The organism is Enterococcus sp. DIV0086, assembly GCF_050498705.1.
Lineage (GTDB): Bacteria > Bacillota > Bacilli > Lactobacillales > Enterococcaceae > Enterococcus > Enterococcus faecalis.
This window is the reverse complement of record NZ_JBNIDN010000001.1, coordinates 699519-714994: the sequence shown is the minus strand read 5'-3', so window position 1 is coordinate 714994 and position 15476 is coordinate 699519. Positions and strand designations below refer to the sequence as shown.

Here is a 15476-nt window from a genome sequence, read left to right as displayed (position 1 = left end):
GAGGGATAATGACTAATTAAGGAATTATCTATCTATTAGTCGCTATATTCGTTATAATTTAGTGCAATACTTGAAGAGGAGGGCGATATGCTAATCGATTGGATTCTAAAAAATATTATGGATATGGATCAGGAAGATCAATCAGGAAAAACACAATGGACAAAGTATTATCTAACCGTTTATTTTTCTGGCTTATTTAATTTTCTGATGATTCTGATTTTATCAGTTTTATTTGGGACGTTAAGCGAAACCTTTATTGTATACGTCGTACTGATTTTTTTACGGCCTGTCGCAGGTGGCTGGCATGCAAAAACTAAATGGCTCTGTCGTCTAGAAAGCATTGTTATCTATGTTGCTATACCATTTGTATTGAAAAATTCTTCTGTGAGCTTACCGTTTATTTATAAAATTCTATTGATTTGCCTCTTAGTCGTATTATTTTATTGGTATGCGCCACAAGGAACAGCAATCGAACCTGTTCAGCCATCTGATTTAAACGTGCTCAAAAAGCAAAGCCTTATAAGGGTGTGTTTACTTATTTTATGTAGTCTGTTTGTCAAAGAAAAGATTGCTTCAGTAATACTCTACGGTCTCGTCATCCAAGGTCTGATGATACTCCCTGTAACAAAAAATTTAATTGAAGGAAGTGTTTTTATGAAATTTGGTAAAAAAATAATTAAAAATGTTATTGAAAAAAGAGTTGCAAAAGTTAGTGATGGTGTGGGAACTAAGCCTAGATTAAATCAAAATTCGCCCAATATATTTGGACAATGGATGGGACAAACTGAAAAACCTAAAAAGAATATTGAAAAATGATTTTGTCGTTATTAGCTACTAACGTTTTGCTTGTATCTAGCTTTATCGTTTTTGTCTTTTTACGAGTAACATTGATTAAGATTGAATGTAAAATACCGTTACTTTCATTGCTTATTGTCATTAATCTTTGTTCGTTTGCGGCATTAATGTTGGGCTACTCTTGGTTGATTTATGCGCTGACAGTCGTTGTTTTTACAGGATTTTTACTCATTCACAAAAAGAGGTTCTCAATTTTTAAAGCGATATTTTTATCCGTTTTTACATTGCTTATGGTTTCGTTTATCAATTACACGGAGCAAACGATTTTAAGTGTTTTTTTCAACAGATTTATCAAAATAAATTATTATGGATTGCCTCAAATGTTCTTCTGTTGCTTATAAATATCTGGATTGCTTTAAAAATTCCCAATAGTGTTTTTTTAAGATTAAATCGTGTGTTAGAAAATAGCCGAATTTTTTTGGTTGTTTACTTTTATTGTTGATTCTGTTGTTACTTTTTGTGTTTTTGATTTCGCCAGAGATTTCACCTGACTTTATGCGAGGATTTGTCACGGTAAATAGTTCTAAATTGGAGTTATTAATAAGTGTAGGTTTATTTTTAATTCTGATTGGCTTAGTCATTGAAGCTTATTTGGAAGAACAACGTATCAACACTCAATTATTGAATAATTTAACGATTTATACTGAAAAAATAGAATCCATTAACGAAGAGCTAGCGATGTTTCGTCATGATTATAAAAATTTATTGTATAGTTTACAAATTGCTATTTCATACGAAGATATTCTGGAAATCAAAAGAATTTATGAAGAAACGATTGCACCAACCAAAAAAATTATTGATAATGAAGAATTTGAACTTATGAAGTTAAATCGTTTGAAAAATATGGAACTTAAGGCACTCATAAGTATGAAAATTAATACCGCAAAGCAAGCAAAACTAAAAGTGATTGTTGATGTGCCAGAAGTATTTATTCTTGATACATCAATCGACTTAGTGGTTGTGATTCGTTTGTTGGCTATTCTATTAGATAACGCGATTGAAAACAGTGCAAAATCAGAATTGAAAATGTTCGCTATCTCAATTTTCAATAAAAATGAAACACAAGAGTTTGTGATAACAAATAGTGTCCAAGCCGAATTTGATTTTAAGGTTATGAAGAAAACCAAATTTAGTTCTAAAAGTAACCCAGAAGAGCACGGTTGGGGATTGTTATATGTAAAAGAAATTGTTGATTTTTCAGATCAATTTGATTTGCAAACGTCCTTCAATGAAGGATCGGTTACTCAACATTTAATTATTGAAAAAAATCATAATAGTAAAAAAGTTGTTAACGAATGAATTTGTTAACAACTTTTTTGCTATGGTATTGAGTTATGAGGGGCAATACAGGGAAAAATGTCGGCTGATTAAGGAATTTAGATAGTGCCGGTTAGGTAGTTGTCTATAATGAAAATAGCAACAAATATTTACGCAGGGAAAGGGGCGGTCGTTTAACGGGAAAAATTAGGGAGGATAAAGCAATACTTTTGTTGGGAAAAGAAATAAAAGGAAACTGGGGAAGGAGTTAATTGTTTGATGAAGGGAAATAAAATTTTATACATTTTAGGTACAGGCATCTTTGTTGGAAGTTCATGTCTATTTTCTTCACTTTTTGTAGCCGCAGAAGAACAAGTTTATTCAGAAAGTGAAGTTTCAACAGTTTTATCGAAGTTGGAAAAGGAGGCAATTTCTGAGGCAGCTGCTGAACAATATACGGTTGTAGATCGAAAAGAAGACGCGTGGGGGATGAAGCATCTTAAGTTAGAAAAGCAAACGGAAGGCGTTACTGTTGATTCAGATAATGTGATTATTCATTTAGATAAAAATGGTGCAGTAACAAGTGTTACAGGAAATCCAGTTGATCAAGTAGTGAAAATTCAATCGGTTGATGCAATCGGTGAAGAAGGAGTTAAAAAAATTATTGCTTCTGATAATCCGGAAAATAAAGATCTTGTCTTTTTAGCTATTGACAAACGTGTAAATAATGAAGGGCAATTATTTTATAAAGTCAGAGTAACTTCTTCACCAACTGGTGACCCCATATCATTGGTTTATAAAGTAAATGCTACAGATGGAACAATTATGGAAAAACAAGATTTAACGGAACATGTCGGTAGTGAAGTAACGTTAAAAAACTCTTTTCAAGTAACGTTTAATGTACCAGTTGAAAAAAGCAATACGGGAATTGCTTTACACGGAACGGATAACACAGGGGTTTACCATGCAGTAGTTGATGGCAAAAATAATTATTCTATTATTCAAGCGTCATCACTAGCGACATTAAATCAGAATGCTGTTGACGCCTATACGCATGGAAAATTTGTGAAAACATATTATGAAGATCATTTCCAACGACACAGTATTGATGATCGAGGGATGCCCATCTTGTCAGTTGTTGATGAACAACATCCAGATGCTTATGACAATGCTTTTTGGGATGGAAAAGCAATGCGTTATGGTGAAACAAGTACACCAACAGGAAAAACGTATGCTTCCTCTTTAGATGTAGTTGGTCATGAAATGACACATGGTGTGACGGAACATACTGCCGGTTTAGAATATTTAGGACAATCAGGTGCCTTGAATGAATCTTATTCTGATTTGATGGGTTATATTATTTCGGGTGCATCTAATCCAGAAATTGGTGCGGATACTCAGAGTGTTGACCGAAAAACAGGTATTCGAAATTTACAAACGCCAAGTAAACACGGACAACCAGAAACCATGGCTCAATACGACGATCGAGCACGGTATAAAGGAACGCCTTATTATGATCAAGGCGGTGTTCATTATAATAGTGGAATTATTAATCGGATTGGTTACACCATTATCCAGAACTTAGGCATTGAAAAAGCACAGACTATTTTCTACAGCTCGTTAGTAAATTACTTAACACCTAAAGCACAATTCAGTGATGCTCGTGATGCGATGCTTGCTGCTGCAAAAGTTCAATATGGCGATGAAGCAGCTTCAGTGGTGTCAGCAGCCTTTAACTCTGCTGGAATCGGAGCTAAAGAGGATATTCAAGTAAACCAACCAAGTGAATCTGTTCTGGTCAATGAATGAAAAAAATTCCCCAATTAAATAAAAATGGATAAGGAGTGGCATAATCTTATGAAAAAGTTCTCCATACGAAAAATTAGTGCTGGTTTTTTGTTTCTGATTTTAGTAACTTTGATAGCCGGTTTTAGCTTGTCTGCAAATGCAGAAGAGTATATCGTTCCTGCCGAAAGTCATTCACGACAAAAAAGATCGTTACTGGACCCTGAAGACAGAAGACAAGAAGTGGCAGATACAACCGAAGCGCCTTTTGCGTCAATCGGAAGAATCATTTCCCCTGCCAGTAAACCAGGCTATATTTCTTTAGGAACAGGCTTTGTTGTTGGAACTAATACAATTGTCACCAATAATCATGTGGTTGAAAGTTTTAAGAATACCAAAGTATTAAATCCGAATGCCAAAGATGATGCTTGGTTTTATCCAGGTCGAGATGGCAGTGCGACACCATTTGGCAAATTCAAAGTGATTGATGTAGCTTTTTCCCCGAATGCGGATATTGCGGTAGTGACTGTCGGTAAACAAAACGATCGTCCAGATGGCCCAGAGTTGGGAGAAATTTTAACGCCATTTGTTTTGAAAAAGTTTGAATCTTCAGATACCCATGTAACAATATCAGGCTATCCAGGTGAGAAAAACCACACGCAATGGTCTCATGAAAATGATTTGTTTACATCTAACTTTACAGACTTAGAAAATCCATTACTATTTTATGATATCGATACAACAGGTGGTCAATCTGGTTCACCAATCTATAATGCTCGGTTTGAAGTAGTTGGTGTTCATTCCAATGGCGGTATTAAGCAAACAGGAAATCATGGTCAAAGACTAAATGAAGTGAATTATAACTTTATTGTCAATCGAGTGAATGAAGAAGAAAATAAACGTTTATCCGCTGTGCCAGCAGCGTAAAGAATCATAAAAATACTCGGAATTTCCAGAATCACAGGAAATCTCGAGTATTTTTGTTTTTTAAGATAGTGTAAGTTGCGATAAAAGTACCTTGTAATTATCGGTTAAAAGCATATAATAGTGCTGAAAAGAAGGCAAATAATCCGATTAAGTTAGTATTTCTAACCCATCATAACTCGTAATGATTTCATGCTTTTGAGATAAAGCCGCCATCTTCGCATAAGACAAGCCGCCATTGTGAGAAAAATGGTTGGCAACGTAAATCGTTTTATCTGTGACGAGTTTTCTTTCTTTTAATTCTGCAATTAATTTTAAATTTTCTTCCCAATTCATATGACTATTGCCAGTTTCGTTTGTTTGACTAGTACAATCTAAAGAAACAATATTAAGAAATAAGTGGCTCTTTTCAAGATATTCAAACATTTCTGACGTAAAGTAACCTGTATCATGGGTGGATAAAAAAGCATCTTTACCATCGTCAATAACGAAAATAAAACAATCTTCACTGAAATTTCCATGTTGTGCAGGAAGGGGATAAATCGTATAGTTCGCAATAGTAAAACATTTGTAGGGCTGAATAACCTGATAATGTAATCGGGTATCGTCTTGACGACCTTCTAAATCAAAGGCGCGCTGATAAAACGTCTTAACTGCTTCATTTCCGTAAACAGTTAAACGATTGGGAATATCTAATGCATAACCAGACATTCGATAAGCCAAATCCTCGCCGTAAAAATGATCGGAATGCCAATGAGAGATTAGTAAAGAGTTAAAGTCTGCAAAACACAAGTCATACTGCAACAAGTGTAAATAAGAATCTCCTGGAAAATCAATCAGCAGGACATCATCAATAATTAATTGAGTTTGTGTACGAATTTCTCGTCCTTTTTTCTCTCGAGCGTACTTACATAATTTACAATTACAAAAAATTCCTGGAATCCGTTCTGCTGCACCCGTACCTAAATAGTTGATTTTCATTGGGAGTACCTAACCTTTCTTTGACATTCTTCATACTTAGTAGATAACGCTGAACCTTAAAGTAAATGGGCATGGAAACTGAAACATTTGTTGTGTCCATCTTACCTTTTTTAGAGAAGAATTGAAATGGAATTTCTTAAGTAAATTTGCGTAAAATAGAAAAAGCTAGACGCCTTTTTTAATAAGCTGAATTTGTTGCGAATGTTCATGCTATTTCCGAGAAAAAGTTTTACCAAAGGTACTTTCATATCCATCTGCTATTAGTTATAGAAAAATAACAAGATGGACATAGCTTATTAGAGCAAAAATAACTACGCTATTGATAAAGAGTGAGGCGTGTTTTGAACAGGTTGCGTGGGCAAATGAATTTGAATAAAAGGGATGACAAAAGATGACTATTGAAAAATTAGAATATTTTTATACCATTGCAAAATATAATAGTATTTCCAAAGCAGCCTCTGAACTCCATGTTAGTAAATCAACCTTAAGTGCGTCATTAAAAGATTTGGAAAGTGAATTGGGCCATTTACTTTTTGACCGTAACGGGAATTCTTTGACGTTAAATTCCTATGGTGATAAAATCGTCCAATCTGTATATATCATTTTAAACGAGGCCAAGAAAATGAAACTTAATTTGCATGAAATGATTGAGAATCCAGTGATGCGTTTAGGTTTTGGAAATACGTCCTTGATGTATAAAGTGACAGAAAATGAGGATCAACTGAATCGTTTTTGGGAATGTTACCATGGTTCATCGTTTGAGTTATTGAATAAATTGGAGAATCATGAGTTGGATTTTGTGATTACTTCTGCAGATGTGAATAGTCCAGTTTTAAAGAAAGAACAATTAATTGAACTAAAAATGTATCTTTGTGTTTCAAGAGAAATTAAACAAGAAATTGAGGAAGAAGGCTTCAGCTGTTTGACCAACTATCCATTTCTATTTTTGCCTCATCACTTAGATCATTTAGAAGCTACCAAGAGTGTGCTAGAAATGTTGCAATTAACAAGTCCGCTTGTTTGTTGCTACGATACGTTGATGCTTACTCGTCTCATTGAAAAAAGTAAAGGAGTTTATGCGGTGATCTCTCTTCGGAAAGAACAACTGCAGGAAATTGATTCTAAACTCTTCTTTTTACCGATTGAACGAAAACAAAAATTTTATTTATACCGAAATGTTTCCAGTTCGGTTTTTGTCCAACCTGGTCAAATCAAGGCAACTTTACAAAAGTTGCTAGAGACTTAGCCATTAAAATTACTTTGGAATAGTTACCAAAAATAGCCTTATTCGCTTAGATTTACTTCTGCTGCGGATAAGGCTATTTTTGTTGTTCATTGTTTAAAAGAGATGCTCAATTATGGGGCTGTTCGATATTTCTGAACAGAATGTTCAATTATTTAATAACTTAAGAATCGATAAATCGTATCTATTACGGTTCAATTTAAAGGGGTTCTGGTGTATAGTTTGGCTATCTAAAGATTTACTTTTTTTAATATAAAATAACTAAATGGTAAGGAATATAAAGAACTGTTGATACGTGAGTACTTGCGATAACTGTGTCGTTAGAAGTTTAAGTGTCATTGTTGCTTTTCCTGTTTTATGTAGTTGCTAGAAAGGACTGTTTTTATGATCGATAGAAAAAAAGTTATTTTGTATACTTGTTGCATGAGTTTGTTTGTAGTGACCATGGATGTTACGGTTGTCAATGTGGCGTTACCATCCATTCAAAGTGATTTTCACACGAATCTGTCTACATTACAGTGGGTAACAGATGGCTACACTTTAATGGTAGCATCCTTATTATTGTTGTCTGGGTCTACAGCAGATCGAATTGGCCGTAAACGAGTCCTTCAATTGGGCTTAGCCTGTTTTGGTTTAGCGTCTTTCCTATGTGGGATTTCGCAAACCCCAGGGCAATTGATCGCGTTTCGCATGTTGCAAGGGATTGGTGGTTCTATGTTAAATCCGGTAGCAATGTCTATTATTACACAGGTATTTACCGAAAAGTTAGAACGTGCGAAAGCAATTGGCTTGTGGGGCTCTGTTACAGGGATTTCCTTAGGCATGGGCCCGATTATTGGCGGACTAATTGTTTCTTATTTTAGCTGGCGGTATGTCTTTTTTGTAAATGTACCGATCATTGCAGCGGCAATCATCCTTACACAAAAATTTGTACCTGAGTCAAAAGTAGAGAAGACGGCGAAAAATGATTTTGTTGGTCAAGCATTGATGATTCTTTTTCTATTTAGTTCTATCTATTCCATTATCGGACTACCTAGAAAAGGGCTTTTCGCGCCAGATATTTTAAGTACTGGGATAATCGGCTGTTTAGCCATTGTCATTTTCTTTATTTATGAATATAACATTGACAATCCGTTAATCAACCCGCGTTTCTTTTTATCTATTCCATTTACATCGGCTTCTTTTTTAGCTATTTTTGGCTTTATCATATATAACGGCTATTTATTTTTAAACACGCTATATTTGCAAGAAATGAGAGGCTTCAGCCCGTTGGAAGCTGGCTTATCAACCATTCCTTTGGCTTTTGTTAGTTTTCTTGTTGCACCGAGAGCCGGCGAAATGGTAGGGAGAATAGGGACGAAACGTCCTATTATGCTTTGTGGTATTTCAATGTTGGCTGTTAGCTTTTTACAATTATTTGTAACTAAAACAACGCCTATGATTATTTTATTTGTTATTTATATCTTTTTAGGCATTGGGTTTGGGATGTTAAATTCGCCGATTACCATTACAGCGATTGAAGGAATGCCACTTTCTCAGTCAGGAACGGCAGCAGCCATTGCGGTGACATGTAAGCAAATTGGCAATTCTTTAGGGGTTGCGCTACCAAGTCTTTTAATTACAAAGCCTATTACTAGTTCGCTTACTCGAACACCTTTTACAAACGTATGGCTTTTATTTGGATGTTGCGCCATTGCGATTATCTTTTTAAGTTATTTATCCAATTCTCCGCTAGCGAAAAAGTCATTGCGCAGAGTTAGGTTTTATTTTTAACAAATCAAGATTTTTTTGAAGGGAAAGGAAGACAAACTTAGATGAAAAAAATAAATAACCGATTAGGACTCTTTTTATTTTTTGTTTTACTCTTTTGGGCAAAAACGATTCTGGCGTATTACCTAGATTTCTCATTGGGCGTTAAGGGCAGTCTCCAACGAGAAATTTTATGGTTCAATCCAGTTGCTACTACGCTGTTATTATTTGGCTTTAGTTTGTATTTTAAAAAGCATAAAACATTTATGCTTAGCTTAACTCTTTTAAATGTTTTAAATACATTAATTTTATATTTGAATATTATTTTTTATCGTGAATTCACTGACTTTATTACCATCCAATCTGTTTTTGGCTTTTCAAAAGTTTCAGAAGGGATTTCTGGTGATTTACTTGCTTTAATGAGAGTCCACGATGTCTTTTATTGGCTAGATACTTTAGTACTGCTCGTTTTGGTATTTTACTCTTTTAAACAGCGACGGAATCATCAAGTCTTTATGACCAAACCTATCAACAGAAGATTGGCGATCTCAATTAGTTGTTTAAGTGTCTTGCTCTTTTCGGTTAACTTATTTTTAAGCGAAACCGATCGTCCTCAATTGCTTCAAAGAATTTTTGATCGTAATTATATTGTAAAATATCTTGGCTTGGATGCATTCACAGCCATCGATGGTGTCAAAACAGCCATGTCAAATGAGGTAAGAGCAGAAGCTAGTTCAAACGAATTACCTGAAATCATGAAATTTACCAAGCAAAACAATTTACCGCTTAATCCGCAGTATGCCGGGATTGCCAAAGGAAAAAATGTATTTGTGATTCATTTAGAAAGTTTTCAACAATTTTTGATTAATATGAAAGTCCAAGGCCAAGAGGTTACACCGTTTTTAAATCAGCTCTATCAAAACAAAGCGACAATCAGTTTTGATAATTTCTTTCATGAAGTAGGGCAAGGAAAAACGAGTGATGCGGAGAACATGTTAGAAACAGGAACATTCGGGCTCCCGCAAGGCTCTCTTTTTACACAATTAGGATCAGACAATACTTTCGAAGCGGCTCCCGCTGTTTTAGGACAAAAAGGCTATACAACCGCTGTTTTCCATGGGAATGTGGGGAGTTTTTGGAATCGGGACCATGTGTATAAAAACTTAGGTTATCAATACTTTTTTGATCGGTCATATTTTTCAAAAGATGACAAAATGCTAGGTTACGGTATTTTAGATAAACAATTGTTGCGTGAATCAGCTAGTGAGCTTGAGCATTTACAGCAGCCATTCTATGCGAAGTTTTTAACTGTGACCAATCATACCCCTTATTACACGGATGACCAAAACTTCCCGTTTCCTAAATTGAACACAGGCAATTCGATTGTGGATGATTATGTTCGAACAGCGCACTATTTGGATCAATCGCTAGAACAATTTTTCCATTACTTGCAAACAACAAGTTTATACAATCATTCTATTTTTGTTATTTATGGTGACCACTTCGGTATTTCAGATGCGAACAACAAGGACTTATGTAAAGCCTTCAACCGCGATCCAAAAACGTGGACAAACTATGACAATGCGCAATTGCAAAGAGTACCTTTGATGTTTTACATGCCAGGCTATACGCAAGGGAAAATCATGCACGAATATGGTGGGGAAATTGACGTTTTACCGACACTGTACCATCTTTTAGGTGTCGATGATAAAAATTATATCCATTTTGGCACGGACCTTTTATCTCCTCAATATAAACAAGTGGTTCCTTTTAGAAATGGCGATTTTGTAACGCCTCGATTTTCTTATCTAGGTGGGGAAATCTACAATAATCAAGGGAAAAAATTAGACCAAGTTCCAGCAGATTTAAAAGCAGAAGTCACGAAAGATAACGATTGGGTGAAAAAATCGTTAAGTTTATCTGACAAATTAAATCAGGAAAACCTTTTACGTTTTTATAAACCACAAGGATTCCAAGAAGTGCAACCAAAGGACTACAACTATGATGTGGCTTTTGAAAAAAACAAAGTCTTAGAAGTAGAAAAACAAAAAAATGCACAATCAACCAGCTTGTTTAGTCAAAATGGCAATCAAACGACAGTCCAAAATTATCCGACTACGCCATAGATCATTTAAGAAGGATTATTTTTGGAAGGGAAAGAGAATCATATATGAAGTGAAGGAGGTCAGGACAGAACCGTTTATTTTTGAAGGAATTGGTTCTGTTCCCGCCATTTATCAGGTTTTGAGCCTGGAACAAAAATCCAAAGTGATTTTTGTCCCAGGCTCTTTCGCTCTTTTATTGAGTAAGAAGTCAGTTTAGAATTTATATTAAGTTTCGCTGTACATTTTAAAATTACCATCAACAGAAAATACAACAGGCGGATTTCTAGATAAAAAAATTAGTAAAACAAGTATTAAATAAATAGTATTTTTGAGGATAAAGTAAGAGAAATGTTGTTTTTTTAATAGTTGTTAACGGAAAACAAAATTATTTTATAGCCATAAAATATATTTTTATTATAATTATATTATAAAACAATGAGCATATGATTTGCAGATAAGTTTTTCAGGGCCTATTCTGAATAGGAACTTAGCTATAAAAATAAAAGAGGAGAGTGGTTTTGATGAGAAAAAATCAGAAGATTGTGCCAATTGTGACAGCTTCAGACGAAAATTATGCTCCTTATTTGAATGTAATGATGACAACTGTTTTAGAAAATTGTCATGCGGAGAGACCTGTTCATTTTTATGTGATTGATGATGGGCTGTCGCTATCTAGCAAAAAAGCACTCCTAGAAACGGTTAGTAGTAACTCACAAAATGCAACTGTTGAATTTCTAACAGCAGACAAAGAAGTGTATCAAAATTTTTTAGTGAGTGATCATATTACAACGACCGCATACTTACGCATTTCTTTACCGTCACTTTTACAAAAATATAGCTATAAAAAGGTTCTTTATTTAGATGCAGATACGCTTGTTTTAGATGATATTGTCCAGTTGTATGATACGCCATTAGTGAACCAAACGATTGGCGCGGTTATTGATCCTGGTCAAGCATATGCTTTGAAACGTTTGGGCATCCGTTCCTCCGATTATTATTTTAATTCAGGAGTCATGATTATTGATATTGACCGATGGAACGAGAAAGCAATCACGCAAAAAACAATTCAGTATCTAGAAGAAAATGGGGACCGCATAATCTATCATGATCAAGATGCTTTAAACGCTGTTCTTTATGAAGATTGGCTAGCTCTAGAACCAAGATGGAATATGCAGACGTCTTTAGTTTTTAATCGTCATGAAGCGCCTAATGAGGCTTACCAAAAATTATATGCAGCGGGAAATCAAGAGCCAGCGATTATTCATTTTACTGGACACGATAAACCCTGGAATACGTTAGAAAATCATCCTTATACAGCTCTTTATCTAAACAAATTAAAGAAAGTAGGTGCAAGAAATGGAAAATAGAAAAGAATTAGCGATTGTCTCCTGTTGCAATACCAACTTTGTACCGCATCTTGCTGCTATGTTTGTTTCAATTTTAGAAAATAGTCCTTCAGCGGCAGCTGTTCATTTTTATGTGATTGATGACAATATCAATTTTGAAAGCAAGCAACTACTGTATTTTACGATTAAACATACCCAAATCAATGCAGAGTTAACATTTTTAAAAATCAACCCCCATTTTTTCAAAAATGTTGTAACCAGTGAACGAATTCCCAAAACAGCTTACTACAGGATTGCTATTCCAGAGCTGTTTAGAGGAAGCCAGATCGAACGGCTGTTGTATATGGATTGTGATATGATTGCCTTAGATGATGTCGCAAAATTATGGACAGTTGATTTAGGTGAAAATATCATCGCCGCTGTTGAAGATGCAGGGTTCCATCAACGTTTGGAAAAAATGGCGATTCCTGCAGAATCTATGTGTTATTTTAACTCAGGCTTGTTGCTAATCGATGTTAAAAAATGGTTGAATTTAGATGTAACCACTAAAGTCTTAAGATTTATTGAAGAAAATCCAGATAAATTACGTTTCCATGATCAAGATGCATTGAATGCGGTTTTACACGACCGTTGGACCCTGTTGCATCCTAAGTGGAACGCCCAAGGTTATATTCTGTCAAAAGCGAAAAAACATCCAACTATTTATGGAGAAAAACAATATGAAGAAACGAGAAGAGCACCATCCATTATCCACTTTACTGGCCATGTCAAACCTTGGACGAAAGAATTTCAGTGGTATACCAAGCGTTATTATGATCAATATGCGAATAGGACGGCCTTTCGTTGTGTCAACACATTCAATCAATATTTATCTTATACGAAAATTAGCAGAAGGATTGAATATGCTCAATAATGAATATTGTCATGGATTTCGTAAAATCAGTTACTTGTTAGTTGTTGCCAGAACCAAACAATAGAAACGAAGAAGTCGGGATAGAACTGTTTTTCAGATTTTGAGTATGAGACAAAAATCTAAAGTGATTTTTGTCTCATACTCTTTTTTGTCTATTTAAAATAAAGCCAGCAACTGGTATCATATTTAAGGGTGGTTTTTTATAAAAAAATGATTTCTTTAGGAAAAAAATATTACAATAAAGAAAAATAAAAAAATGTAAACGTTATCATTTCAAGGTTATAGCGGTATGAAGATATTTATTAATACTTTTTATTGACAAAATAAAAAAACCACCGTACTATTGGTTTGTGGTTATAACCAGTTAGGGTAAAGGAGAAAGTTATGGAAAATGCCTTTAAAAACAAAGCTTTGTATCATCAACTTGTTGATTTGCTGCAGGAACGAATCGAAACATGCATGATTCCTCATGACAAGTTGCCCTCTGAACGTGAATTGACTGCACAATATGGAGTGAGTCGGACGACGGTCCGGTTAGCGCTACAAGAACTAGAAAATAGAGGTTCCATCTATCGTCGTCATGGCAAAGGAACATTTGTTTCAGATATAAAAAAAGAGGCCGCTGATTTAGCTGGCGCATATAGTTTTACAGAACAAATGAAAGGGCTGGGTCGAAAACCACATACCCGTATATTATCCTTCGAAAAATTGGAAGCGGATAAATTTATTTGTCAGCATTTGAATCTTTCGTTAGGAGAGGCAGTTTTTAAATTAAGTCGGTTGCGGATTGCTGATAACGAGCCATTAATGGTTGAAGACACATACTTGCCTGTGAAATTTTTCTTATCACTCACGGATCAATTACTACGTAGCAAACCATTATATGATCTATTTTCGGAAGATTTTAAGCAAACCGTTCGTTTAGCTGATGAAGAATTATACGCTAGCATTGCGTCAAAAGAAGATGCCAAATTATTGATGATTCCGGAAGGAGCGCCAGTCCTTCATTTAGCACGCCAGACATATAACATGAAAAATGAAATTATTGAATTTACGTTGAGTGTGGCGCGAGCAGATCAATTTCATTATCAGATACGCCATATTCGGAATAGTTAGGAGAGTTAAGTATGTTTACAGCAGAAAAAGAAGAACTAGAACAACTAGGAGCGGAAATCACGACACGTGAAATTCGTCAGCAACCTGAGCTTTGGCAAGAAACCGTGACACTTTATCATGAAAATCAAACAGCTTTGGAAAACTTTTTAAAAGAAGTCCAGGCCAAAGCGCAAGGAAAACGCACAAGAGTAATTTTTACAGGAGCAGGGACTTCGCAATATGTCGGTGATACGGTTGTACCTTATCTCCGAGCACACGGCGACACACAATCCTTTTCATTCGAAAGTATTGGGACAACGGATATTGTGGCCAAACCAGAAGATTATCTGATTAAAGACGAACCAACATTGTTAGTTTCGTTTGCAAGAAGTGGAAATAGTCCTGAAAGTTTAGCGGCAGTTGAAGTAGCTAATCAAGTGGTTGAAACAATTCATCATTTAGCGATTACTTGTGCTGAAGAAGGACAACTGGCACAAATAAGCCAAAAAGAAGAAAACAGCTTTTTATTCTTAATGCCAACACGTTCCAATGATGGTGGTTTTGCGATGACTGGTAGCTTTTCTTGCATGACCTTGGGTACATTACTACTCTTTGATCAAACAGCCTTTGAGCAAAAACAAGATTATGTAACCGCTCTAATTAAATTAGGTGAAGAAGTGCTATCCCGTGAAGAAGAATTAAATGAAATTGTTAACCTTGATTTTGAACGAATTGTTTATGTTGGTTCTGGAAGTTTAGCTGGTTTGACAAGAGAAGCGCAATTGAAAATTTTAGAACTAACAGCCGGCAAAGTTGCCACAATTTTTGACTCTTCTATGGGCTTCCGTCATGGACCAAAATCATTTATTAATGAAAAAACAATAATGTTTGGTTTTGTTAATAATACACCATACACAAGAGATTATGACTTGGATATCTTAGAAGAAGTTCACGGTGACGAAATTGCGGCGGGTGTTTTTGCGATTGCTCAACCTGGCAAACGTAATTTCTCAGGTTCAACTATTGAATATTCCGCAGAAACTGTTCTATTACCTGATTGCTATTTAGCATTAGCAGATATCATGGTAGCCCAAACAGTCGCACTTTTAACATCTATTAAAGTTGGAAATAAACCGGATACCCCTTCACCGACAGGTACAGTGAATCGTGTGGTTAAAGGCGTAACGATTTATGACTATAAATAATACAACATTTGGAGGAGG

Annotated in this window: 11 protein-coding genes and 1 pseudogene; 11 read left to right on the top strand and 1 reads right to left on the bottom strand. The window is 35.2% G+C overall.

Features of this window, described 5'->3' with window-relative positions:
* Nucleotides 1–87 precede the first annotated feature (87 nt).
* The 4 genes and pseudogenes from IGI63_RS03410 to sprE all read left to right on the top strand — a co-directional run bounded on the left by IGI63_RS03410 (nucleotide 88) and on the right by sprE (nucleotide 4824).
* Nucleotides 88–816 carry an accessory gene regulator AgrB gene (locus IGI63_RS03410; RefSeq protein WP_002377181.1) on the top strand — a complete coding sequence of 243 codons (729 nt, stop codon included), beginning with the start codon at nucleotides 88–90 and terminating at the stop codon, nucleotides 814–816.
* Nucleotides 813–2154 (top strand): annotated as a pseudogene (fsrC, locus tag IGI63_RS03405) (sensor histidine kinase FsrC). The gene IGI63_RS03410 and the pseudogene fsrC overlap by 4 nt, the downstream one beginning before the upstream one ends.
* 234 nt (nucleotides 2155–2388) lie before the next feature.
* Nucleotides 2389–3921, top strand: coding sequence for a M4 family metallopeptidase coccolysin (gene gelE / locus IGI63_RS03400; protein WP_429975317.1), 1533 nt, complete (start codon nucleotides 2389–2391; stop codon nucleotides 3919–3921).
* A gap of 48 nt (nucleotides 3922–3969) precedes the next feature.
* Nucleotides 3970–4824 carry a serine proteinase SprE gene (sprE, locus tag IGI63_RS03395; protein WP_429975316.1) on the top strand — a complete coding sequence of 285 codons (855 nt, stop codon included), beginning with the start codon at nucleotides 3970–3972 and terminating at the stop codon, nucleotides 4822–4824.
* 147 nt (nucleotides 4825–4971) lie between these two features.
* Here the strand turns inward: sprE and IGI63_RS03390 are convergent, their stop codons facing one another.
* On the bottom strand, nucleotides 4972–5802 hold the full coding sequence (locus IGI63_RS03390; RefSeq protein ID WP_429975315.1) for an MBL fold metallo-hydrolase: 831 nt from the start codon (nucleotides 5800–5802) through the stop codon (nucleotides 4972–4974).
* A 391-nt stretch (nucleotides 5803–6193) separates the two neighbouring features.
* Here IGI63_RS03390 and IGI63_RS03385 point away from each other — a divergent pair, with 391 nt between their 5' ends.
* The 7 genes from IGI63_RS03385 to agaS all read left to right on the top strand — a co-directional run bounded on the left by IGI63_RS03385 (nucleotide 6194) and on the right by agaS (nucleotide 15458).
* Entirely contained in the window at nucleotides 6194–7048 is an 855-nt protein-coding gene (locus IGI63_RS03385; RefSeq protein ID WP_002361978.1) for a LysR family transcriptional regulator, read from the top strand.
* Nucleotides 7049–7429: 381 nt separating this feature from the next.
* Nucleotides 7430–8818, top strand: a complete 1389-nt coding sequence (locus IGI63_RS03380) for an MFS transporter (protein WP_010712556.1) — start codon at nucleotides 7430–7432, stop codon at nucleotides 8816–8818.
* Nucleotides 8819–8859: 41 nt separating this feature from the next.
* A complete protein-coding gene (locus IGI63_RS03375) occupies nucleotides 8860–10920 on the top strand; it encodes an LTA synthase family protein (RefSeq protein ID WP_010818414.1) in 2061 nt (686 codons plus the stop codon).
* A gap of 500 nt (nucleotides 10921–11420) precedes the next feature.
* A complete protein-coding gene (locus tag IGI63_RS03370; RefSeq protein ID WP_429975314.1) occupies nucleotides 11421–12266 on the top strand; it encodes a glycosyltransferase family 8 protein in 846 nt (281 codons plus the stop codon).
* Complete coding sequence (locus tag IGI63_RS03365) at nucleotides 12256–13158, top strand: glycosyltransferase family 8 protein (protein ID WP_002382420.1); 903 nt, start codon at nucleotides 12256–12258, stop codon at nucleotides 13156–13158. The genes IGI63_RS03370 and IGI63_RS03365 overlap by 11 nt, the downstream gene beginning before the upstream one ends.
* Before the next feature lie 384 nt (nucleotides 13159–13542).
* Entirely contained in the window at nucleotides 13543–14274 is a 732-nt protein-coding gene (locus IGI63_RS03360; RefSeq protein WP_002360115.1) for a GntR family transcriptional regulator, read from the top strand.
* An 11-nt stretch (nucleotides 14275–14285) separates the two neighbouring features.
* Nucleotides 14286–15458: an SIS domain-containing protein gene (agaS, locus tag IGI63_RS03355; RefSeq protein ID WP_429975313.1), complete on the top strand. Its 1173-nt coding sequence runs from the start codon at nucleotides 14286–14288 to the stop codon at nucleotides 15456–15458.
* The last annotated feature ends 18 nt before the right edge of the window (nucleotides 15459–15476 follow it).